The sequence below is a fragment of the Pseudomonas sp. CMR5c genome, from assembly GCF_003850545.1.
Taxonomy (GTDB): Bacteria; Pseudomonadota; Gammaproteobacteria; order Pseudomonadales; family Pseudomonadaceae; genus Aquipseudomonas; species Aquipseudomonas piscis.
In genome coordinates, this window is sequence record NZ_CP027705.1 from 4,409,858 (window position 1) to 4,431,722 (window position 21,865).

Consider the following 21,865-nt stretch of genomic DNA (forward strand, 5'->3'; position numbering starts at 1 on the left):
GGTGAACCCCATGTCCCTCCCCAGCCACGTACGCCTGGTCGAAGTCGGCCCCCGCGACGGCCTGCAGAACGAAGCCCAGCCCATCAGCGTCGACGACAAGGTGCGCCTGGTGGACGCCCTGACCGAGGCCGGCCTGGGCTATATAGAAGTCGGCAGTTTCGTCTCGCCCAAGTGGGTACCGCAGATGGCCGGCTCGGCCGAAGTGTTCGCCCGCATCCAGCGCAAGCCGGGGGTGGTCTACGGCGCCCTGGCACCGAACCTGCGGGGTTTCGAGGATGCCCTGGCGGCCGGGGTCAAGGAAGTCGCGGTATTCGCCGCCGCCTCGGAAGCCTTCTCCCAGCGCAACATCAATTGCTCCATCAGCGAGAGCCTGGAACGCTTCGCGCCGATCATGGAGGCCGCCCGGCAGCAGGGCATCAGCGTGCGCGGCTATGTGTCCTGCGTGCTGGGCTGTCCGTATGAAGGATCGATCGCCCCCGAACAAGTGGCCCTGGTGGCTCGCGAGCTGTACGCCATGGGCTGCTACGAAGTGTCCCTGGGCGACACCATAGGTACAGGAACCGCCGGCGCTACCCGGCGGATGTTCGAGGCAGTGGCCGCGAATGTCCCACGGGACAAGCTGGCCGGGCACTTCCACGACACCTATGGCCAGGCCCTGGCCAATATCTACGCCAGCCTGCAAGAAGGCATCGCGGTGTTCGACAGCTCCGTGGCCGGGCTGGGCGGCTGTCCCTATGCCAAGGGCGCCAGCGGTAACGTCGCCACCGAGGACGTGCTGTACCTGCTCGACGGCCTGGGGATCCACACCGGTATCGACATGGACCGCCTGATCGCCGCCGGTAACCGCATCAGCGAAGTGCTCGGCCGGGCCACCGGCTCGCGGGTGGCCAAGGCGCGCAGTGCCAGCTGAACAGAGTGTGCGGCCGGTGTGTTACCGGCCGCTCTGGAATGGGGCGGGAACGAGTAACACGGAAACAGTTTGTTGATTTTTTTGCGGAACAGATTGTCCTACAAAATTATCAAGCCATTGATTTTAAATAGATTTAAAAAGTTGGCACGGCTTCTGCTATCTCTATGGCATAACAAGAATAAAAAGCTGCAAACCTAATAAAAATAAGACGAAACGACTCTGACATAACAAAAACAACACGGCAGAGACGCAGCTAACAGATTTTTTTGGAGAAGGTGCACTGTGCGGGACGGCTTGCAAAAGCCATTCGCAATCGGTCAGAGAACAATAAAACTACCCTCAAGGTAGCTCCCGAACCGGTTGGATCGCCTTGGCGACACATTGGATCAGCGCTCAAAAAAATACGTTTGCTCTTGATCCCGGATGGGGATCGCCCAAAACAGCGGTAAAGGGCCACGGTCGACAAAAACAACAACAGGCCGCCCCTCAATAATAAAAAAGAGCACGCAACGACAAATTAAAGGGGAGCCTCGGCTCCCCTTTGTGCTTCCTGCCTTTCGTGTTTTGCACCCTGCCCGCTCCAGCTGCGTGCACCGGGACCGATGCACGCACCCAAGACGATCAGCCCCTGCCCAGATGCTCGCGCAGTTCCTCGGCGCTGATTTCCCGCATGCGGAACTTCTGGATCTTGCCGGTGACGGTCATCGGGAACTCCTCGACGAACTTGAAGTAACGCGGCGTCTTGAAGTGCGCGATGCGCTCCTTGCACCAGGCCTGCAACTCCAGTTCGTTGGCCGCGCGTCCGGGATGGAACTTGATCCAGGCCACGATCTCCTCGCCGTAACGGGCGCATGGCACCCCCACAACCTGTACATCGGCCACCGCCGGATGGGTGAAGAAGAACTCCTCCAGCTCCCGCGGATAGATGTTCTCGCCACCGCGGATGATCATGTCCTTGTTACGCCCGGCAATGCACACGTAACCCTGCGGGTTCATGGTGGCCAGGTCGCCGGTGTGCATCCAGCCGGCCGGGTCGATGGACTCCCGGGTACCTTCGGGATTGTTCCAGTAGCCGAGCATCACGCTGTAGCCCCGGGTACAGAGCTCGCCGATGGTGCCCCGCGGCACCACGTTGCCGGCCTCGTCGATGATCTTGCTTTCCAGGTGCGGCTGGGTCCGGCCCACGGTGGTCACCCGCAGTTCCAGCTCGTCGGCAGGTCCGGTCTGCAGCGACACCGGGCTGGTCTCGGTCATGCCGTAGGCGATCTGCACCTGGCTCATGTGCATCTCGCTGATCACCCGGCGCATCACTTCGATCGGACAGGTGGCGCCAGCCATGATCCCGGTGCGCAGGCTCGCCAGATCGAACTCGTGGCGCCGGGGCTGGTCGAGCATGGCGATGAACATGGTAGGCACGCCATACAGCGCGGTGGCCCGCTCCTCGGCCACGGCCCCCAGGGTCAGCAGCGGGTCGAAGGCATCGTTGGGATAGATCATGGTGCTGCCATGGGTGATGCAACCCAGGTTGCCCATGACCATGCCGAAGCAGTGATACAACGGCACCGGGATCACCAGCCGATCGGCGGCGGTGAGGCCCAGGCTCTCACCGACCATGTAGCCGTTGTTGAGGATGTTGTAGTGGCTCAGGGTCGCGCCCTTGGGGAAGCCGGTGGTGCCGGAGGTGTACTGGATATTCACTGGCTGGTCGAAATCCAGGCTGTCCTGGCGGGCCTGCAACTGCTCGGCGCTGGCGCCGGCGGCCAGGTCGCTGAGCTGCGACCACGACAGGAAGCCCGACGGTGGCCGGGCGTCCAGGCTGATCACCCCGCGCAACTCTGGCAGCAGCTGGCTGTGCAACTGGCCAATGGACTGTTCGGCCAGTTCCGGCAGCAACCCCTGGAGCATGCCGTGGTAATCGGAAGTCTTGAAGGCCCCGGCGCAGATCAGCCATTGGCAGCCGGACTGCTTGAGCACGTACTCCAGTTCGGCGGCGCGATAGGCCGGGTTGATGTTCACCAGGATGACACCGATCTTGGCGCTGGCGAACTGGGCAATGCACCACTGGGCACAATTGGGGGCCCAGATCCCCAAGCGATCGCCGGTCTTGAGCCCCAGGGCCAGCATGGCCCGGGCATGCAGGTCGACCGTCTCGCGCAGTTGCTGCCAGGTGTAGCGCAACTGCTGGTGGCGGACCACCAGCGCCTCGCCCTGGGGATGGGCGGCAACGGTGTTGTCGAAGGCCTGGCCAATGGTCTGCGCCAGCAAGGCGCGGTCTTGCGTACCACGGGTATAGCTGCGATCCGGCTGGGAACCCGAGTGTTCCATGACGCCCCCTATTGTCTTTATTAGTGGGTGTTCAGGAGCCAGGCCGATGGCGCGAACAAGCCGGGCTCCAAGCGAAAGCCCGGTTACTCTGGCGCAAGTTGACGTTTACGTAAAGGGTGATTGACAGCCATCCGAGGCAGGTTTACGTTAACGTAAAGGTGAGAGCCTGGCAGCGCTGCTCTCCGCGTCTCGTTCCCTCGACAAAAACAAATTTTGAAGGTGCCCCGCCATGAGTTACCCGACCCTGAACTTCGCCCTCGGTGAAACCATCGACATGCTGCGTCAACAAGTCCAGGCCTTCGTCAAGGCGGAACTGGCGCCCCGGGCGGCACAGATCGACGCCGACAACCTGTTCCCCGCCGACATGTGGCGCAAGTTCGGCGACATGGGCCTGCTGGGCATCACCGTGCCGGAAGAATACGGCGGTGCCGGCCTGGGTTACCTGGCCCATGTGGTGGCCATGGAGGAAATCAGCCGCGGCTCGGCCTCGGTGGCCCTGTCCTACGGCGCCCACTCCAACCTGTGCGTCAACCAGATCAACCGCAACGGCAACCACGAGCAAAAGAGCAAGTACCTGCCCAAGCTGATCAGCGGCGAGCACATCGGCGCCCTGGCCATGAGCGAACCCAACGCCGGCTCCGACGTGGTGTCGATGAAGCTGCGCGCTGACAAGCGCGGCGACCGCTTCGTACTCAACGGCAGCAAGACCTGGATCACCAACGGCCCCGACGCCAACACCTATGTGATCTACGCCAAGACCGACCTGGAAAAGGGTCCCCACGGCATCACCGCGTTCATCGTCGAGCGTGACTGGAAAGGCTTCAGCCGCAGCAACAAGTTCGACAAGCTGGGCATGCGCGGTTCCAACACCTGCGAGCTGTTCTTCGATGACGTCGAAGTGCCGGAAGAGAACGTGCTGGGCGCAGTCAACGGCGGCGTGCGGGTCCTGATGAGCGGCCTGGACTACGAGCGCGTGGTGCTCTCCGGCGGCCCGACCGGGATCATGCAGGCCTGCATGGACCTGGTGGTGCCCTACATCCACGACCGCAAGCAATTCGGCCAGAGCATCGGCGAGTTCCAGCTGATCCAGGGCAAGATCGCCGACATGTACACCCAGCTCAACGCCAGCCGCGCCTACCTGTACGCCGTGGCCCAGGCTTGCGAGCGTGGCGAGACCACCCGCAAGGATGCCGCCGGGGTGATCCTCTACTCCGCCGAACGTGCGACCCAGATGGCCCTGGATGCGATCCAGATCCTGGGTGGCAACGGCTACATCAACGAATTCCCGGCCGGCCGCCTGCTGCGCGACGCCAAGCTCTACGAGATCGGTGCCGGCACCAGCGAAATCCGCCGCATGCTGATCGGCCGCGAACTGTTCAACGAAACCCGCTGAAGCAGCTTCAAGCAGAAAGCTACAAGCAGCAAGACAAACAGCGATGCGCGCTTGCAGCCACAACACTGAACATTCTTGCAGCTTGAAGCTTGAGGCTTGATTCTGCGTGAGGAGTCATGATGATCCTGAAGTCACAGTTGAACACTAAATCACCAGAGTTCGCGCAGAACTGGAGCGCCATGGCGGCCCAGGTCGACGCCCTGCATACCCTGCTGGCCCAGGTCCAGCAAGGCGGTGGCGCCAAGGCCCAGGAACGCCATACCTCACGCGGCAAGCTGCTGCCCCGCGAGCGAATCAACCGCCTGCTCGACCCCGGTTCGCCGTTCCTGGAGGTCAGCCCGCTGGCGGCCTACGAGGTCTACGGCGAGGATGTGCCCGCTGCCGGGGTGATCGCCGGCATCGGCCGGGTAGAAGGCGTGGAATGCATGATCGTGGCCAACGATGCCACGGTCAAAGGCGGCTCCTACTACCCGCTGACCGTGAAAAAACACCTGCGCGCGCAGACCATCGCCCTGCAGAACCGCCTGCCATGCATCTACCTGGTGGACTCCGGCGGCGCCAACCTGCCCCGCCAGGACGAAGTGTTCCCGGATCGCGAGCACTTCGGGCGGATCTTCTTCAACCAGGCCAACATGAGCGCCCAGGGCATCCCGCAGATCGCCGTAGTCATGGGCTCCTGCACCGCCGGCGGCGCCTACGTACCGGCCATGGCCGACGAAGCGATCATGGTCCGCGAGCAAGCCACTATCTTCCTCGCCGGCCCGCCGCTGGTGAAGGCCGCCACCGGCGAGGTGGTGAGCGCCGAAGACCTGGGCGGTGCCGACGTGCACTGCAAGGTTTCCGGCGTGGCCGACCACTATGCCGAGAGCGATGAGCACGCCCTGGCCCTGGCGCGCCGTAGCGTGGCCAACCTCAACTGGCACAAGCAGGGCCAGTTGCAGCAACGCACGCCGATCGCCCCGCTGTATGCCCGGGATGAGCTGTATGGCGTGGTGCCGGCCGATCCCAAGCAGCCGTTCGACGTGCGCGAAGTCATCGCGCGCCTGGTGGACGGTTCGTTGTTCGATGAATTCAAGGCGCTGTTCGGCACTACCCTGGTGTGCGGCTTCGCCCACCTGCACGGCTACCCGGTGGCGATCCTGGCCAACAACGGCATCCTGTTCGCCGAGGCCGCGCAAAAAGGCGCGCACTTCATCGAACTGGCGTGCCAGCGCGGCATCCCGCTGTTGTTCCTGCAGAACATCACCGGCTTCATGGTGGGGCAGAAATACGAGGCCGGCGGCATCGCCAAGCATGGCGCCAAGCTGGTGACGGCGGTGGCCTGCGCCCAGGTGCCGAAATTTACCGTGATCATCGGTGGCAGCTTCGGTGCCGGTAACTACGGCATGTGCGGCCGCGCCTACGATCCACGCTTCTTGTGGATGTGGCCCAACGCGCGGATCGGCGTGATGGGTGCCGAGCAGGCCGCCGGCGTGCTGGTACAGGTCAAGCGCGAGCAGGCGGAACGTAGCGGACAGGGGTTCGACGCGACCCAGGAAGCCCAGATCAAGCAACCGATCCTCGACCAGTACGAGCACCAGGGGCACCCCTACTACTCCAGCGCCCGGCTGTGGGACGACGGCGTCATCGACCCGGCGCAGACCCGCGAGGTGCTGGCCCTGGCGTTGTCCGCGTCCCTCAACGCCCCTATCGAACAGAGCCGTTTCGGCGTGTTCCGCATGTAATCCTGCGCGAGAAGATCATGAGCGATTTCAATACCCTGGAACTGCTGCGCGACCCTCGTGGCTTCGCCACCTTGTGGCTCAGCCGTGAAGAAAAGAACAACGCCTTCAACGCCGAGATGATCCGCGAGCTGATCCTGGCCCTGGACCAGGTGCAAGGCGATCCCAACCTGCGCTTCCTGCTGCTGCGCGGCCGCGGCCGGCATTTCAGCGCCGGCGCCGACCTGGCCTGGATGCAGCAGTCGGCCGAGCTGGACTACAACACCAACCTCGACGACGCCCGGGAACTGGCGGAGTTGATGTACAACCTGGCCAAGCTGAAGATCCCGACCCTGGCCGTGGTGCAAGGTGCGGCCTTCGGCGGCGCCCTGGGCCTGATCAGCTGCTGCGACATGGCCATCGCCAGCGACGACGCACAATTCTGTTTGTCGGAAGTACGCATCGGCCTGGCCCCGGCGGTGATCAGCCCGTTCGTGGTCCAGGCCATCGGCGAACGCGCTGCCCGGCGCTATGCCTTGACCGCCGAGCGCTTCGACGGCCCGCGTGCGCGGGACATCGGCCTGCTGGCCGAGAGCTACCCGGCGGCAGATCTGGAACAGCACGTCACCCGCTGGATCGACAACCTGCTGCTCAACAGCCCCCAGGCCATGCGTGCCAGCAAGGACCTGTTGCGCGAAGTGGGCAACGGCGCCCTGACCACCGCTCTGCGACGCTATTGCGAGAACGCCATCGCGCGGATCCGCGTCAGCCCCGAAGGACAGGAAGGCCTGCGGGCGTTCCTGGAGAAACGCCCGCCCAGCTGGCAGACCGAGACCACGACCAAGGAGTCCCGCTGATGAGCGCGCCGATCCTAGATACCCTGCTGGTGGCCAACCGCGGCGAGATCGCCTGCCGCGTGATGCGCACCGCCAAGGCCCTGGGCCTGACCACCGTGGCCGTGCACAGCGCCACCGACCGCGATGCCCGGCACAGCCGTGAAGCGGATATCCGCGTGGACCTGGGCGGCAGCAAGGCCAGCGAAAGCTACCTGCAGATCGACAAGCTGATCGCCGCCGCCAAGGCCAGCGGCGCCCAGGCCATCCACCCCGGTTATGGCTTTCTTTCCGAGAATGCCGGTTTCGCCCGGGCCATCGAGGCCGCCGGACTGATCTTCCTCGGCCCACCGGCATCGGCCATCGACGCCATGGGTAGCAAGTCGGCAGCCAAGGCCCTGATGGAAACCGCCGGTGTGCCGCTAGTGCCGGGCTACCACGGCGAGGCCCAGGACCTGGAAACCTTCCGCAGCGCCGCCGAGCGCATCGGCTATCCGGTGCTGCTCAAGGCCACCGCCGGTGGCGGCGGCAAGGGCATGAAGGTGGTGGAAGACGTCAGCCAGCTGGCCGAAGCCCTGGCCTCGGCCCAGCGTGAAGCACAGTCGTCGTTCGGCGACTCGCGGATGCTGGTGGAAAAATACCTGCTCAAGCCCCGGCACGTGGAGATCCAGGTCTTTGCCGACCAACACGGCAACTGCCTGTACCTCAACGAGCGCGACTGCTCGATCCAGCGTCGCCACCAGAAAGTGGTGGAAGAAGCCCCGGCCCCCGGCTTGAGCGCCGAGCTGCGCAAGGCCATGGGCGAGGCTGCGGTACGGGCGGCCCAGGCTATCGGCTACGTCGGCGCCGGCACCGTGGAATTCCTGCTCGACGCCCGCGGCGAATTCTTCTTCATGGAGATGAACACCCGCCTGCAGGTGGAACACCCGGTCACCGAAGCCATCACCGGCCTGGACCTGGTGGCCTGGCAGATCCGCGTGGCCCGTGGCGAAACCCTGCCCATGACCCAGGACCAGGTACCACTGCTGGGCCATGCCATCGAAGTGCGCCTGTACGCCGAGGACCCGGGTAACGACTTCCTGCCGGCCACCGGCCGCCTGGAGCTGTATCGTGAATCCGCCAATGGCCCTGGCCGGCGCGTGGACAGCGGCGTCGAGGAAGGCGACAGCGTATCGCCGTTCTACGACCCGATGCTGGGCAAGCTGATCGCCTGGGGCGAGGACCGCGAACAGGCTCGCCTGCGCCTGCTGAGCATGCTCGACGAGTTCGCCATCGGCGGCCTGAAGACCAACCTGGCGTTCCTGCGCCGGATCATCGCCCACCCGGCCTTCGCCGAGGCCCAACTGGATACCGGCTTCATTCCGCGTTACCAGGAGCAACTGCTGCCGGCGGCCCGCGAGCTGGGCGAGGACTTCTGGCAGGCTGCGGCCCAGGCCTACAGCCAGAGCCTGGCGCGGCGCGAGCGCCAGGACGATCCACATTCGCCCTGGGCGGCGGTCGATGGCTGGCGCAGCGGCTTGCCGGCGCAGGTCGCCCTGCACCTGAGCGCCGACGGCCAGGACCGGGCCATCAACCTGCAGACCCTTGGCGCCGACTACCGCCTGCAGGGTGAACGCTTGCTGGTGGAGCACCAAGGCGTGCGCCGCGAACACCGGGCCATCCGTCGCGGCGACACCCTCTACCTGCACTGGCAGGGCGAGATGCGCAGCATCACGACCTACGACCCGATCGCCGCGGCCGACGCCAGCCACAGCCAGCACGGCGGCCTCACCGCCCCCATGAACGGCAGCATTGTCCGGGTCCTGGTGCAAGCCGGGCAAAGCGTCGAAGCCGGCGCGCAACTGGTGGTGCTCGAGGCCATGAAGATGGAACACAGCATCCGCGCGCCCCACGCCGGTATCGTCAAGGCGCTGTATTGCCAGGAAGGCGAGATGGTCAGCGAAGGCAGTGCGCTGGTGGAGCTGGAACAGCCAGCCTGATGGGCAAGGCCCGCCGCCAGGCGGTCTGCGTGAACGCTGCGGCCCACACCGCAGCCATGGACTAGCCCCGAATGCAAAAAGCCCCTTCCTGAAACCAGGAAGGGGCTTTTTCGACTGAGGGCGCCTGCGTCTTCAGAACTTCGCGGTCGCTTGCACCACCACGCCGATGATCCGGCACTCATCGCTGTAGAGCATCTTCGGGTACGTCGGGTTGAGCGGCGCCAGGTACCGCTGGCCGCCCTCCTGCACCAACTTGCGAAAGAGCGCCTCGGCGCTGCCGGGACACTGCACGACCACCAGCTTGCCAGGCTCGGCCGCGATGGCCGGGTCCACCAAGATCAGCATGCCCTGGCTGATGCTCATGCCGCTGGGAGCAATCATCGCGTCCCCCACCACCATCAGCCAGAACGCCGCGCCCTGGGCCTGGTAGTCGGACAATTCGTAGCGCTCCGGCACATAGCTCGGCTGGCCATCCTCACGGACTTCGCCGGCGCTGCGCCAATCACTGACCGGATAACGGAAGTACGGGTTGTACCTATCCACCAGCGAAGGTTCCTGCTCCAGGGGCTCGCCATCGTCATTGACCAAGGGTTTTTCGCGGACCACCAGCACCACTTCGAGAAAGCCCATGCCGATCTCTTCCAGCACCCGGTTCATGTCTTCGATCTTGGGCTGGCGCCGCTTGCTCAACCAATGGCCAATGCCGCCCTGGGACATGCCCAGGCGCTCGGCGAGCTTCTCCTGCGTGACCTTGCGGCCTTTCATGTTGGCCTTGACCAACTCGATCCATTTATCCATGGGCGGAACAATACGTTGTGTATTTTCCGCCTCAACACACAAGTTGTAGTATTTGAAATGGCGTCACAATTACAATAAGTATTAATCTGTGCCTGCCCCCTCTTTTCATTTTCTCAAGACAAGGCAGAACCCATGAACACAAGCAGCAAGGACGTGCCGGAACTCGATACAGAGGCCACATTCAGCTCACTTGCGGGCAAGCATGCAATGCGACGAGCAATGGACCACCCTATGGAGCCGCCCCACGGCAGCATCAACAAGGAGGAGAAATTCTTCGAGATAAGAAGCAGCCTCAGCAGCGAGGAAGCCATGATCCATGCATCCGACCTGCTGCGCTGCGCGGCCGCCACCGCCTACGACGCGGCCGACAACCTGCATGGGCCCAATCGGGACCTGGCGTTCTCGGTGGTGCATATGATCGATCTGGCCAAGGCCCTGGTGGACAAGTCCCTGGAAGGCCAACGGCATGAAATCGCTTGAAATGCAGACACCCCACCAGCCCGAAACGGGTGCAGGGCAATCCAGGATGAAAAAAAATTCGAGCAGGCAGGGAAAAACGTTTGACTTGCAAATGATAATGATTATTATTGCAAGCAACTGATCGCGAGATCGGTCGATGATCCAAAGGACCTTAGGTCGGACCTCTGGATTATCTCCTCATCAGGCTAATCACGGTTTTTGACCCGGCTTTTTCGCCGGGTCTTTTTTTTGCCAGTCATGCTGGCTTGGCTTCAGGCTAATGAAGACGTGGGTGACGCAAAAATAATGGCGGCGATCATAGCAAAAGAATGTCCTTTTGCAAGCAAAGGGCCGTGCTGGAAGCCGCACAATTCCTAAAGTAGCGCTTGAGAATCAATCGCATACACACTAAGCTTCATCGGCGTCAAGGACGACGCCCCCTTCTTTTACCCCCCCCGATGTGTAGAGTAGCGGTCACAACAATCCTGTTCAGGAACCGACCATGACCGTGGGCAATCACTCTTCTTTTCACATCAGCGCCGACTTCGACAGCGGCAACATCAACGTGCTGGACACCAGCAACCCGCTCCAGGTAGAGCTGGCCATTCGCCCTGATACCCAGAGCCCGCACTTCCAGTGGTTTCACTTCAAGGTCAGCGGCCTGCATGTCGGCCAGGAACACTGGTTCCGCCTGACCAATGCCAGCCAGTCTTCCTACAACAAGGCCTGGACCGGCTACCACGCCGTGGCCTCCTACGACCACGTGAACTGGTTTCGCGTCCCGACGATCTTCGAAGGCGACGCCCTGCGCTTCAATCTCGAAGCCACCCAGACCCACGCCTGGTTCGCCTACTTCGAACCCTACAGCCGTGGCCGTCACGACTGGCTGATCGACCAGGCCCTGACCAAGGCCGGCACCGAGTTGCTGGCCGTGGGCAAGAGCGTCGAAGGCCGTGACATCCAGTTGCTACGCAAGGGCAGCGGCGCCCCCGGCCAGCGCAAGCTGTGGATCATCGCCCAGCAGCACCCCGGCGAGCACATGGCCGAGTGGTTCATGGAGGGTGTGATCGAACGCTTGCAACGCCACGACGATGCCGAGCTCAACGCCTTGCTGGCCAAGGCCGACCTGTACCTGGTACCGAACATGAACCCGGACGGCGCCTTCCACGGCCACTTGCGCACCAACGCCAAGGGCCAGGACCTGAACCGCGCCTGGCAGAACGCCAGCCAGGAGCTCAGCCCGGAAGTGCTGTTCGTCCAGCAGCAGATGGAACAGTACGGGGTCGACCTGTTCCTCGACGTCCATGGCGACGAGGAAATTCCCCATGTATTCACCGCCGGCTGTGAAGGCAACCCGGGCTACACACCGCGCCTGGCCAAGCTCGAAGAACATTTTCGCAGCCACCTGAAGCACAAGACCCGGGACTTCCAGACCACTCACGGCTATACCCGCGACAATCCCGGCCAGGCCAACATGACCCTGGCCTGCAATGCCGTCGGGGAAAAATACGATTGCCTGGCGCTGACCCTGGAAATGCCGTTCAAGGACCACAACGATGCGCCCAACCCGCTCACCGGCTGGTCCGGCAAGCGCTCCATGCAGCTGGGCAAGGATGTGCTGAGCACCCTGGCCGACCTGGTGGACAGCCTGCGCTGAGCGCAACCCACGGACTGCGCGAGCCACTCGCGCAGTCGTCGCGGTCTCAAGCCACCGGTATCCGCAGGCAGTCCTCCGGCCCCAGCAGCCGACCGTCGGCAGAACGCAGTTCCAGCGCCCGCAGCGGTTGCCGGGTCTGGCGGTCCACCAGTTGCGAATGCGCCTCCCCTTCCTCGTAGAAAAACGCCTCGCCCCATTGGCGCAAGCCGATGATCAGCGGAAACAGGCCCTTGCCCTTATCCGTCAGCACGTACTCCTGGTAGGCGCTGCCGTCGGAAGCCGGCACTACATCCAGCACCCCGTGCTCCACCAAGGTCCGCAGGCGCGCGGCGAGGATGTTCTTGGCCATGCCGAGGTTGCGCTGGAACTCGCCGAAACGGCGGATACCGTCGAAGGCATCGCGCACGATCAGCAATGACCACCAATCGCCGATGGCGTCGAGTGAGCGCGCCACCGGGCATTCAGCGTCTTGCAGGCGGGTGCGTTTGACCATGGTTGGGAAACTCCGATAAGCCCGGGAAACTGGTTGCAATATAAAACCAAGATTATTACCGTACAACTGGTTTCATAAAGCAACCAAAAACGGAGCCTGCCATGCCTGCCGATTCACCCACCATCGCCGCCTCGACGCTCTCATCCAAAGTGGTGCTGCTATTCGCCACCGCCTGCGGCCTGGCGGTCGGTAACGTCTACTACGCCCAGCCGCTACTGGACGCCATGGCCCAAAGCTTCGGCCTGGCCCCGGCCACCGTGGGCATCGTCATCACGCTGACCCAGGTGGGCTACGGCCTGGGCCTGCTGTTGCTGGTCCCCCTGGGCGACCTGCTCGACCGCCGCCGGCTCATCGTCACCCAGACCCTGCTCTCGGTGCTGGCGCTGCTGGTCGTGGCCCTGGCGCCGAACGGTACCTGGCTGCTGCTGGGCATGGCGGGCGTCGGCTTGCTGGCGGTGGTGACCCAGGTCCTGGTGGCCTACGCCGCCAACCTGGCGCAACCGGAACAACGCGGGCGGGTAGTCGGCGTGGTCACCAGTGGCGTGGTACTGGGCATCCTGCTGGCCCGTACCGTGGCTGGGGGCATGGCCGACCTGGCGGGCTGGCGTTCGGTGTACCTGCTGTCCGCCGGACTGACCCTGATGGTGGCCCTGGCCCTGTGGCGGGTCTTGCCGGCCGTGCAACGACCACCGGCAGCCCAGGGCTACCTGCAACTGCTGGGTTCGCTGCTGTGCTTGTTCAGGGAGGAGAAGATCCTGCGTGACCGGGCCGTGCTGGCCATGCTGATCTTCGCCGCGGCCACCACCCTATGGACGCCGCTGGTTCTACCCCTGAGCGCCCCGCCGCTGTCGCTCAGCCACACCCAGATCGGCCTGTTCGGCCTGGCCGGGGCCGCCGGCGCCCTGGGTGCGGCGCGGGCCGGACAGCTGGCCGACCGGGGCCTGGCGCAATGGACCAGCGGCCTGGCCCTGGGCATGATGCTGCTCTGCTGGATCCCCATCGGCCTGACCCAATGGTCGCTGTGGGCCCTGCTGGTTGGGGTAATCGGCCTCGATCTGGGCCTGCAGGCCGTGCATGTCACCAGCCAGAGCCTGATCTACAGTGTGCGTCCCGAGGCCCAGAGCCGCCTGGCGGCCGGCTACATGCTGTTCTACTCCATCGGCAGCGCCGCAGGCTCCATCGCCGCCACCAGTACCTACGCCTGGGCCGGCTGGACCGGCGTCTGCCTGCTGGGCGCGGGTATCAACGCGATAGCGCTGGGCTACTGGCTGTGGAGCCTGGCCCCGCAGCGCCCGCGCGCCAGCCAGCCCTGCCCGCTGGAAAGCGCCTGACACTCAGAAGCCCACGTCCAGCACCACGTTATCCAGGTAGGTACCGGCCGGCGGCGTGCTCTGGTCGGTATAGATCCTGGCGTTGTAGTTGAACACCTGGCTGCCGGTGCCCAGGCCGTTGCCGGGGTTGACCTCGGCATCGGTACTGGAACGCCGGGCGCTGCCGACGCTGCCCCAGCGGGTGGTCCCGGCGCTCTTGAAGATGTCGTAGGCCAGGAAGTTGCCGCCGGAGACCATGCGCCGCCGACCGCCAACGCTGATCGGGTTCTGGCCGTCGCTCAAGCCCACGGTGTAGGCACTGCCCTTGGTACAGGCCAGGTTGATGGTCTGACCGCTGACCGTGGCAAAGGCGCTGATCACCGGTGCGCTGCCGAAGCTGATGTTGGGTGCGGTGATCACGCAGTCGTTGGACACCGTCATGTTCACCGTGAGGCTCTGGGTGCCGCTGCCCACATCCCGCCCCAGACAAACACCCAGCAAGCCTATCCCCGAGCAATAGTTCCAGCTCCAGAAGATGCTCAGGTTCTCGGTATAGACCCCCGCCGCGACATTGCTGCCGGTGACGGTACCCAGGTAGATCGGCACCGTCTTGGCCACCGTGGGGCTGCCCAGCAGGCCCAGCAGGTCGATGATCGAATTGCGCGCGAAGTCGAAGGCCACGCCCCGGGTGATGGGATAGCTGGTGCTGTTGTTGGCATACAGGGTGTAGTTGATGACATCGCCGGTGGGTCCGACCATGCCACTGGTACTGGAGGTGATGGTGGCGTAGAAGTGGTCGGTGGTGACCAGCAGCGACAACAGCGAGCCGGTGCACCGCAGCCCGGCATTGGTGGTGGAGGCCGGTTGCGAGGTGGTGCGCACCAGGATCGAGCTGACGGTGCCGAACGCCGCCGGGGTGGTGCTGACCGTGGAACAGAGCGCCAGGGCCGGCAGGGCCAGCAGCCAGGCCAGCAAGCCCAGGCCCCATCGTCCCCATGCCCGGCCCCGGGCGGCCTTGAATCCATTCATCTGTCGTCCTCCTGTGGTGGCTACGCGGCTACTGGCAAGCCAGTGGGCCGATCAGCGGGATCTGCTGTTGCTCCAGGTCGATGTCGAACTGCGCCTGGCAATGGCTGCCATCGGCCAGGCCGACCTCCAGGGTGTTATGCGCCGAGAGGTTCTCCAGATACACCAGGCCATCCCAGCCGACCACCGCCCGCGCTCCGCTCTGCTGGTGGATGACGCTACTGCCCAGGGGCAGTTCCTGCTGGCGAGCGTCCACCAGGACGATGCTCGCGGCGATCACCCGGGTCAGCGGGAACTCCAGCAGGTAGCCGCTGCCACGGCGCACCGCGACCCTTTGCTCGACGTTCGGGCTCTGCACGTTGGCCGGCAGGTTCAATGGATCGATCTCGTACTTGCCCCGGTAGTAGGCGCTGCTCCAGGGCACCAGCAGGTGGCCATTCTTGTCGGTCTGGCCCACCAGCTGGTTCTCGTAGCGCACCGGGATGTCCTTGTAGCCACCGGTGCTGACCACCACGAAGGCATCGTCGATACGGTTGGCGGCGAACACCTCGCGGTCCATCCAGACCAGCGAACCGCTGGCATCGGCCCAGCGCGTCTCGGCCTCACGAGTGCCGTAGACCCCGGCTTGCAGGCGCACCGACTGCAAGCGCCAGGTCAGGTCGGCCTGGCGGTAGTCCGGGCCATCGCCGGTGGCGTAGCCAAGGTTGTAGCCCAGCCCGCCCTCCAGCGGCACCGAGCGGCTGAAGTTGACCCGCTGGCGGTTTTCCCCGGCCTTGCTGCGCTCGTTGCTCAAGCTCAGGCTGCCATACATGTCGAAGGGCACCACCAACTGGGCCTGCATCGCCCACTGGCGTTCGCCGATCTCGCGGTTGGCCGACAGGTAGAAACTGCTGTTGCGCCACAGCGGTTTGCTCCAGGTCAGGTTCAGCAGCCGGGTGCGGGTCGAATCGGCGGCGCGCACGTCGAAGTAACCGGCGCCGAGGCTGCCAAAACGCTCCAGGTTCAGGCTCAGGGTCAATTGCTCGCTGCGCTGGCTGAGGCTGGTATAGGGACTATCCACCACCGTCAGGTCGGCGTACCGGTCGCGGCGCTGCACGCGCTGGTACGACAGGCTGTAGCGCTGGCTGCTGTACTGGTAACCGAAGCTCAGTTGCTGGCCGCCATTGCCGTCGAAGCGACTCTGGCTGAAGGCGGTGTTGAGGATCCCGAACTGGCCCAGCCGCAGGTTGCCGCCGAGCCCGCCCAGGGCCAGGGACTGCGAGGCCTCGGCATGGCTTTCCAGGGTCAGGCTGTCGCTCAGGCCGTGGCGCAAGCTGGCGGAGGTCACGCCGGGGCCGTAGCCGAAGTCCCGCAGGGTGTAGTCGCGACGCAAGGTACCGGCGGCCACCGAGAAGTCCGTCAGGCCCTTCTGCAACAGGTTGCTGGTGACATAGAACGGCACGGTGGTGGACACCTGACGTCCCAGGGCATCGGTGGTGACCACCACCGCCTCACCCGCGCCGTTGATGAAGGGAATGTTGGTCAGGGTGTAGGGCCCAGGTTGCAGTTCGGCGCTGCTGGCCTTGTAGCCATTGATGAACAGGTCCACCGAGCTGGGCACTGCCGCTTCCCCGGCGAACTGCGGCAAGGGATAGGTCACCAGGTCCGGGCGCACGGCGAAGTCCCTGGACAACTGGACCCCGCCCAGGCGCACCGAGCTGCTCCAGGGCAAGGCGCCGCTGACCAGGTCGCCGGCCTCGTAGGTCAGCATGCGTTCGTCATCGGAGAAGCGCCAAGTGGTGTCGTAGCGCCGATAGCCGTTGTTCAGCGAAGCGCTGCGGGCCCCGGACAGGGTCCGCCGGTATTGCCCGCTGTTGGAGAGGGTGCCCCAGCTATCGAACAGCCGCAGCTCGTTCCCCGCCGCCAGGTAGCTGCCGCCGTCGTCGGTATCGTTGAAGTACAGGTCATAGTTGAGCAACGCGCCGAAGCTGCTCAGGGCCGGAGTCCGCGGATAGGCCTGGCGGCTGCCGATCAACTGCTCCGGCAACCAGTCCGGCGGTACGTTCAGCAACAGGCGCTGGCCCTGGCTGTCGTAATCGCTGTGCAGCCCCGGCAAGGCTTCGAGATCGACTTCGCTCTCCAGTTGCTGCGCCAGCTTGATGCCCGTCTCGCGCAAGGCGCTGGCCGATATGAACAGCCGACCTGCACGTTGCTCCACCGCCACCACCTTGCCCGTATCCATCTGGTTGATCACCAACTCCAGGAACAGCTGCGCATCGGCTATCGACTCCAGGCTGCTGGGCGGTGGAGGCAGCTCGCCAGCCTGGATCGGGGCCGCCAGCAGCAAGCCCCACAAGCCAGCCAGCAGCCTTTTCCAGTACCAAGAGCGACGAGCCGGATCCTGGCTCATGAGCGGTTCAAGTCCATCTATGGACCTCTCCATCCCTGGGCGCATGGGCTAACGCCCGCGCATCCGTCCTTGCCTCCTCCTTGCCGCCGACATCCGGGCGGCGATCTTCGCGCCGTTCAGCGTGAAGGTGGCAGGTCCTGGACCTGCGGCGCGCCATTGACCCGCAGTTGCAGGTTCGAATCGCCGGCCAGGGTTTCCGAGAGCGGCCAGCGCATCACCGCTCCAGGCAACACATAGCCCAACAGGCCCGGCGCCAAGGGGCGGTTCTGCCCGCCCTGCTTGAAGGCGACATCCGTCAGGCGGGCATGCACTGCGCCCTGATTGCGCATTTCGAGGAAGGTCTTGCCATCGGCGTTCACCTTGCGCCAGCTGAGGTTGGGCACGCCGATGCTCTTGGGGTCCCTGGCCCGGGTGGTGTCTTCCTTGCTCCACAAGCCCGCGCCATAGGCGAACAGCGGCACGGAATAACGCATCTGGAAGCGAATCGCGGCCACACTCTTGGCATCGCTCTGGGGGCCTGGAGGGGTAGCGGAAGGGATTTCATCGATGATGATCCGATAGGCCAGCTCCTGGCCCGGCGGGATGTCCCGGGTACGGGTCAGGCGCACCAGCTGCTTTTGCCCGGGCTCGATCTTCGCCACCGGTGGGCTGCCGATCACATCCCGCTGGTTCTGGTACTGGTCGGCAAAATCGCTCTGGCTCCAGGCGAAGACCCGGATCTGCAGGTTGGCGGTCTCGCTGCCGCGGTTCTCCAGCCACAACGCGCTGGCCTGCTGGTCGGCCTCCAGCACCGGGTCGATGGGCCAGATCAACACCGAACTGGCGGCCCAGGCTCCCGGAGCGCTGGACAACAGCCCGGCCAGTACCAGGTAACCGCAGGCCCGCAGGCCCCGTACAGATAAACGCATACTGCTACTCCTTGTCCGCCTGCCGGCTGGTCCTTGAATCGCCCCATCACCACGACAGCTGCACCTGCAGCACATCGCTGTATGTCCCCCCAGGCTGATTGCCCGGCAATTGCACCTGTCCATAGATCGGCAGGCTGATGTTATTGGCATCGCTGTAGGCCACCGCCACGCTCTGGCCGATCCCCAGGCTCTGGCTGTAGGCCGCATCCCGGAACAACTTGTAGGCCACCCGGGCGGTACCACTGGCAACCTGCATGTTCCGCCCGCCGTTGTTGTATTGGCCGCCGTCCACCGTCATGTTCAAGGTCACCCCCGGGGTGCACTGCAACTGCACGCCACCGGTCAGGGCCACGTTCACCGTGGCGGTGGACAACGCCGACTGCGTACCGAACGCCAGGCTGCCGTAGTTGCTCGCGCCCCCCACTACCAGGCATCCGGCAACGACGGTGGCACTGACCTGGAAACTCTGGCTGGTGGCCGCGGCGATCCAACCGGGCCAGACAGCGGCACAGATCAGCGCCAGCAGCGCATGACCATGGCGAGCCATGGCATCAGAAGGTCAATTGCACGGACACCGTGTCGGTATAGGTGCCCGCCGGCAGCCCGGCCTTGCCCACTGCCTGGCCATAGATGTTGACCGTCTGGGCCACGCCGGTGCTCGGCGCCAGGGCGATCACCCCGTTGATCGCCAGGATCTGCGAATGCCCGGCATCGGTATACAGGTCATAGGGCACGTAGTTGCCCACCCCGTCGTACAAGGCCCGGGTGCCGCCGGTGGACTTGCCGTCGTTGCTGCCGCCCTGCACGGTGATGCTCGGCGTGGTGCCGGCCGAGCAGAGGATCGACAAGGCACCGCCACCGCCACCCAGCACCTGGCCGCTGGCGGTGGTGAACAGGCTGTTGCTGGTGCCGAAGTTCAGGGCCCCGAAGTTCAAGCCGGTGGTGCCGCCCACCCCATTGACCTGGCAACTGCTGGTGAGGATCAGGGTCGAGGTGATCTGGCCGGTGACCGTGGTCGCCCCATGGGCCGTGGAGGCCATGAGCAGGCCCAGCAATGGCCAGCCGATTCGGGATACAAGCGCGTGCATGATGTACGTCCTCTCGTGGTTTACCAATCCAGCGTGATGGTCAGGGTGTCGGTGTAGACCCCTGCCGGAACCGCGCGGGTATTCGCGACCACCGAGCCGAACACCGGAATGGGGATCCGGTTGCCGCCGCTCACTGCGAAATTGCGCTGCTGGCCGATGCTGTAGCTATCGCTACCCGAGGCATCGACGAACAATCGATAAGGGATGGTCTGGCGGCCGTTGCTCAGGCGCCGGGTCGTGCCGTCGCCGTTGAGGCCGCCGTTGATGCTCACCGTGAAACCGGTGACCGAGGGATTGCAAGCCACCTGCAACTGGCCGTCGGCATCGTTGGTGAGGCTGGCCTTGATGGGGTTGACCCAGGTCGGCCCTTGCTGGCCGAAGTCGAGCATGCCCGGATCCGTGACGGGGTGAGTGACGGAACCACCGCTGCTGACCTGGCAACTGGCGGTGATCACCAGGCGCGCCTGGATCTGCCCGCTGATGGCCGCTTGCGCATCCTCGACCACCAGGCACAACGACCCCAGGGCGATGATCGTCCAGGTCTTGCCTTTCATTGCACCCATCCCGGTTCCATCAGGACTCCCACTTGAGCCGTGCACTTGCAGCGGCTGTTCCTGTTCTGCGCGAGATCCCCCGCGACAGCGTCGATGCCCCTGGCTACCAGGTCAGGGTCACCTTCAACACATCGGAATAACCCCCGGCCCGCGGAATCTCGGCCAGGGGCTCGATACGCCCGTACAAGGGCAGGTCCACCGTGCCGGAATCCGGCACCCGGCCACTGACCGGGACATTGACCGGCAACGGGATACGCCGCGCCGGGTCCTGGTAGAGGCGGTAAGGGATCGGCTTGCCGGCAGAATCAGCGCCAACCAGGTAGCGCACTTCGCCGACGCCGCCGTGCAAGCCGCCATCGATGCGCATCTGGTAGGGGGTATCGGGATTGCACTCCAGGCGTGGCTGGCGGCTGCCACCCAGCGCCGCACCCAATGGGCCGCGGGCGTCATCCAGGCGCGCGGTGGTGCCGAAGTCCAGGGTGCCGAGCTGGGTCACCCCCGCCTCGCGCTGCTGCCCTACCAACTGGCAACCACGCGCCACATCGACCCGGACCTGCACCTGCAAGTCAGCGGCTCCTGCCGTTACGCCGAGCAATGCGCTCATGACTGCCAAACCCTTACATCCATTCAAGGCCTCGATTCCCTGATGAGAAGCATTAGCTGCCATGAGGTTAGCAACCCGGGCCAAAACCGCCAGTTTGCGTATTAATTTGCCCCAGGGCCCGCCCCAGGCACTTGCGCAACCACAGCCATGCCTTTTCGAGATCACTGGCCACCGGGTTTTCTATTGGTCAAACGACCATGGCGCTTTTAAGGTGGGCGCCGGGCAAACATCCGGGATAACCACCATTGGCCGCTTCATCGCCACCACCTGCATCGACCCCATCGTTCTGGCGCCGCTGGTTGGCCAGGGCGCGCCGGCAACCTGGCACGGACGGATCGATCCACGGCTACTTTCAGCACAAGGCGCAGGAACTGGGCTACACCCTGAGCCCGGGCCAGTTGCAGGTGATCGACAGCATGGCCCGCCAGGCCCAGGCCCTGCAGCACGCCCCGCACCAAGCCCGCAGCCTGTACCTGCATGGCGCCGTTGGCCGGGGCAAGAGCTGGCTGCTGGACGGTTTTTTCCGTGCCCTGCCCATCGCCGAAAAGCGCCGCCTGCACTTCCACGATTTCTTCAACCAACTGCACCAGGGCATGTTCCGCCACCAACAGCGCGACGACGCCCTGCAAACCACCCTGGATGAATTGCTGCAGCAGTGCCGGGTGCTGTGCTTCGATGAGTTCCACGTGCACGACATCGGTGATGCCATGCTCATCACCCGGCTGTTCAAGGCCCTGTTCCAGCGCGGCATCCTGCTGTTGGTGACTTCCAACTACGCCCCCGAGGGCCTGCTGCCCAACCCGCTGTATCACGCGCGCTTCAAGCCGGTGATCGACTTGATCAACGCACGCATGCAAGTCCTGGAAGTCGGGGGCGACCAGGATTATCGAACCCAGGCCCGCGGCCACGACCAGCAGGCGTTCACCCGGGGCCAGTATGTGTGGCCCGGCAGCCCGGCCCAGCGCCAGGCACTGCAACTGCCCGAACGCCATGCCCCGGCCACGCGACTGGCGGTGGGCTACCGTCACCTGGAGGTGCGCCAGGTGGGCCAGCGCAGTATCCGCTTCGAGTTCAACGACCTGTGCGAACGACCCACGGCGGTGATGGACTACCTGGAACTGAGCCGGCGCTTCGATACCTGGATCATCGACGAGCTGCCGGCGCTGGACAGTTGCTCGGTGGCCGCCCAGCAGCGCTTCATCAACCTGATCGACGTACTCTACGACCAGGACAAGCAGCTGCTGCTGATCGGCCAACTCCCCTTGGCACAAGGCCTGGATGGCCAGGTCGCCGACCTGGCGCGGACCCGCAGCCGCCTCGGACAATTGCGCCAGTTCGGCCCCGACAGCGCACTTGCCTGAGCAAGTCCACGCGCCAATGGCTATCATGGGCGCCCTTTCCCGGGGCTCTGTCCCTCCCCATTCGAGTGTTGACGCTGT

19 protein-coding genes are annotated in these 21,865 nt (G+C 64.5%); 9 read left to right on the top strand and 10 right to left on the bottom strand.

The features are described 5' to 3' along the window. The first annotated feature begins 10 nt into the window (after positions 1-10). Positions 11-910, top strand: coding sequence for a hydroxymethylglutaryl-CoA lyase (locus tag C4K40_RS20190; protein WP_053136668.1), 900 nt, complete (start codon positions 11-13; stop codon positions 908-910). Positions 911-1,531: 621 nt separating this feature from the next. On the opposite strand, the gene C4K40_RS20195 is transcribed toward C4K40_RS20190, so the two are convergent. Further along, entirely contained in the window at positions 1,532-3,235 is a 1,704-nt protein-coding gene (locus tag C4K40_RS20195; protein WP_053136671.1) for an AMP-binding protein, read from the bottom strand. Between the two features lie 229 nt (positions 3,236-3,464). Here C4K40_RS20195 and C4K40_RS20200 point away from each other — a divergent pair, with 229 nt between their 5' ends. The 4 genes from C4K40_RS20200 to C4K40_RS20215 all read left to right on the top strand — a co-directional run bounded on the left by C4K40_RS20200 (position 3,465) and on the right by C4K40_RS20215 (position 9,140). Continuing rightward, positions 3,465-4,628 carry an isovaleryl-CoA dehydrogenase gene (locus C4K40_RS20200; RefSeq protein ID WP_022639680.1) on the top strand — a complete coding sequence of 388 codons (1,164 nt, stop codon included), beginning with the start codon at positions 3,465-3,467 and terminating at the stop codon, positions 4,626-4,628. Between the two features lie 116 nt (positions 4,629-4,744). Further along, positions 4,745-6,352 (top strand): carboxyl transferase domain-containing protein, encoded by a 1,608-nt coding sequence (locus tag C4K40_RS20205; protein WP_053136674.1) that lies wholly within the window; start codon positions 4,745-4,747, stop codon positions 6,350-6,352. A gap of 17 nt (positions 6,353-6,369) precedes the next feature. Further along, positions 6,370-7,185: a gamma-carboxygeranoyl-CoA hydratase gene (locus tag C4K40_RS20210; RefSeq protein WP_022639682.1), complete on the top strand. Its 816-nt coding sequence runs from the start codon at positions 6,370-6,372 to the stop codon at positions 7,183-7,185. Next, a complete protein-coding gene (locus tag C4K40_RS20215; RefSeq protein ID WP_053136677.1) occupies positions 7,185-9,140 on the top strand; it encodes an acetyl/propionyl/methylcrotonyl-CoA carboxylase subunit alpha in 1,956 nt (651 codons plus the stop codon). Before C4K40_RS20210 ends, C4K40_RS20215 begins: the two co-directional genes overlap by 1 nt. Before the next feature lie 132 nt (positions 9,141-9,272). On the opposite strand, the gene C4K40_RS20220 is transcribed toward C4K40_RS20215, so the two are convergent. Next, on the bottom strand, positions 9,273-9,938 hold the full coding sequence (locus C4K40_RS20220) for a LexA family transcriptional regulator (protein ID WP_022639684.1): 666 nt from the start codon (positions 9,936-9,938) through the stop codon (positions 9,273-9,275). A 132-nt stretch (positions 9,939-10,070) separates the two neighbouring features. On the opposite strand from C4K40_RS20220, the gene C4K40_RS20225 reads away from it, so the two are divergent. Continuing rightward, positions 10,071-10,418 carry a DUF6124 family protein gene (locus C4K40_RS20225; RefSeq protein WP_031320150.1) on the top strand — a complete coding sequence of 116 codons (348 nt, stop codon included), beginning with the start codon at positions 10,071-10,073 and terminating at the stop codon, positions 10,416-10,418. A gap of 481 nt (positions 10,419-10,899) precedes the next feature. After that, positions 10,900-12,054, top strand: coding sequence for a M14-type cytosolic carboxypeptidase (locus C4K40_RS20230; protein WP_053136680.1), 1,155 nt, complete (start codon positions 10,900-10,902; stop codon positions 12,052-12,054). Between the two features lie 46 nt (positions 12,055-12,100). Here C4K40_RS20230 and C4K40_RS20235 read toward each other — a convergent pair whose 3' ends face one another. Beyond that, entirely contained in the window at positions 12,101-12,547 is a 447-nt protein-coding gene (locus C4K40_RS20235; RefSeq protein WP_053136683.1) for a helix-turn-helix domain-containing protein, read from the bottom strand. 101 nt (positions 12,548-12,648) lie between these two features. On the opposite strand from C4K40_RS20235, the gene C4K40_RS20240 reads away from it, so the two are divergent. Further along, entirely contained in the window at positions 12,649-13,878 is a 1,230-nt protein-coding gene (locus C4K40_RS20240; RefSeq protein ID WP_053136687.1) for an MFS transporter, read from the top strand. A 3-nt stretch (positions 13,879-13,881) separates the two neighbouring features. On the opposite strand, the gene C4K40_RS20245 is transcribed toward C4K40_RS20240, so the two are convergent. The 7 genes from C4K40_RS20245 to C4K40_RS20275 form a co-directional block, all read right to left on the bottom strand. Continuing rightward, complete coding sequence (locus C4K40_RS20245) at positions 13,882-14,886, bottom strand: spore coat U domain-containing protein (protein WP_053136690.1); 1,005 nt, start codon at positions 14,884-14,886, stop codon at positions 13,882-13,884. 28 nt (positions 14,887-14,914) lie between these two features. Beyond that, complete coding sequence (locus C4K40_RS20250) at positions 14,915-17,272, bottom strand: fimbria/pilus outer membrane usher protein (protein WP_053136693.1); 2,358 nt, start codon at positions 17,270-17,272, stop codon at positions 14,915-14,917. A 116-nt stretch (positions 17,273-17,388) separates the two neighbouring features. Then, a complete protein-coding gene (locus tag C4K40_RS20255; protein ID WP_053136696.1) occupies positions 17,389-18,180 on the bottom strand; it encodes a molecular chaperone in 792 nt (263 codons plus the stop codon). 46 nt (positions 18,181-18,226) lie between these two features. Beyond that, a complete protein-coding gene (locus tag C4K40_RS20260) occupies positions 18,227-18,727 on the bottom strand; it encodes a spore coat U domain-containing protein (protein WP_053136699.1) in 501 nt (166 codons plus the stop codon). Positions 18,728-18,731: 4 nt separating this feature from the next. Beyond that, on the bottom strand, positions 18,732-19,268 hold the full coding sequence (locus C4K40_RS20265; RefSeq protein ID WP_022639691.1) for a spore coat U domain-containing protein: 537 nt from the start codon (positions 19,266-19,268) through the stop codon (positions 18,732-18,734). 20 nt (positions 19,269-19,288) lie between these two features. Continuing rightward, on the bottom strand, positions 19,289-19,822 hold the full coding sequence (locus C4K40_RS20270) for a spore coat U domain-containing protein (RefSeq protein WP_022639692.1): 534 nt from the start codon (positions 19,820-19,822) through the stop codon (positions 19,289-19,291). 103 nt (positions 19,823-19,925) lie between these two features. Beyond that, complete coding sequence (locus C4K40_RS20275) at positions 19,926-20,426, bottom strand: spore coat U domain-containing protein (RefSeq protein ID WP_172681681.1); 501 nt, start codon at positions 20,424-20,426, stop codon at positions 19,926-19,928. Positions 20,427-20,671: 245 nt separating this feature from the next. Here C4K40_RS20275 and zapE point away from each other — a divergent pair, with 245 nt between their 5' ends. Continuing rightward, entirely contained in the window at positions 20,672-21,787 is a 1,116-nt protein-coding gene (zapE, locus tag C4K40_RS20280; RefSeq protein WP_053136705.1) for a cell division protein ZapE, read from the top strand. The last annotated feature ends 78 nt before the right edge of the window (positions 21,788-21,865 follow it).

Bases quoted from the DNA above. Each gene is read 5' to 3' on its own strand.
- C4K40_RS20190 (WP_053136668.1), top strand. From the start codon at position 11: ATGTCCCTCCCCAGCCACGTACGCCTGGTCGAAGTCGGCCCCCGCGAC.
- C4K40_RS20195 (WP_053136671.1), bottom strand. From the start codon at position 3,235: ATGGAACACTCGGGTTCCCAGCCGGATCGCAGCTATACCCGTGGTACG.
- C4K40_RS20200 (WP_022639680.1), top strand. From the start codon at position 3,465: ATGAGTTACCCGACCCTGAACTTCGCCCTCGGTGAAACCATCGACATG.
- C4K40_RS20205 (WP_053136674.1), top strand. From the start codon at position 4,745: ATGATGATCCTGAAGTCACAGTTGAACACTAAATCACCAGAGTTCGCG.
- C4K40_RS20210 (WP_022639682.1), top strand. From the start codon at position 6,370: ATGAGCGATTTCAATACCCTGGAACTGCTGCGCGACCCTCGTGGCTTC.
- C4K40_RS20215 (WP_053136677.1), top strand. From the start codon at position 7,185: ATGAGCGCGCCGATCCTAGATACCCTGCTGGTGGCCAACCGCGGCGAG.
- C4K40_RS20220 (WP_022639684.1), bottom strand. From the start codon at position 9,938: ATGGATAAATGGATCGAGTTGGTCAAGGCCAACATGAAAGGCCGCAAG.
- C4K40_RS20225 (WP_031320150.1), top strand. From the start codon at position 10,071: ATGAACACAAGCAGCAAGGACGTGCCGGAACTCGATACAGAGGCCACA.
- C4K40_RS20230 (WP_053136680.1), top strand. From the start codon at position 10,900: ATGACCGTGGGCAATCACTCTTCTTTTCACATCAGCGCCGACTTCGAC.
- C4K40_RS20235 (WP_053136683.1), bottom strand. From the start codon at position 12,547: ATGGTCAAACGCACCCGCCTGCAAGACGCTGAATGCCCGGTGGCGCGC.
- C4K40_RS20240 (WP_053136687.1), top strand. From the start codon at position 12,649: ATGCCTGCCGATTCACCCACCATCGCCGCCTCGACGCTCTCATCCAAA.
- C4K40_RS20245 (WP_053136690.1), bottom strand. From the start codon at position 14,886: ATGAATGGATTCAAGGCCGCCCGGGGCCGGGCATGGGGACGATGGGGC.
- C4K40_RS20250 (WP_053136693.1), bottom strand. From the start codon at position 17,272: ATGAGCCAGGATCCGGCTCGTCGCTCTTGGTACTGGAAAAGGCTGCTG.
- C4K40_RS20255 (WP_053136696.1), bottom strand. From the start codon at position 18,180: ATGCGTTTATCTGTACGGGGCCTGCGGGCCTGCGGTTACCTGGTACTG.
- C4K40_RS20260 (WP_053136699.1), bottom strand. From the start codon at position 18,727: ATGGCTCGCCATGGTCATGCGCTGCTGGCGCTGATCTGTGCCGCTGTC.
- C4K40_RS20265 (WP_022639691.1), bottom strand. From the start codon at position 19,268: ATGCACGCGCTTGTATCCCGAATCGGCTGGCCATTGCTGGGCCTGCTC.
- C4K40_RS20270 (WP_022639692.1), bottom strand. From the start codon at position 19,822: ATGAAAGGCAAGACCTGGACGATCATCGCCCTGGGGTCGTTGTGCCTG.
- C4K40_RS20275 (WP_172681681.1), bottom strand. From the start codon at position 20,426: ATGAGCGCATTGCTCGGCGTAACGGCAGGAGCCGCTGACTTGCAGGTG.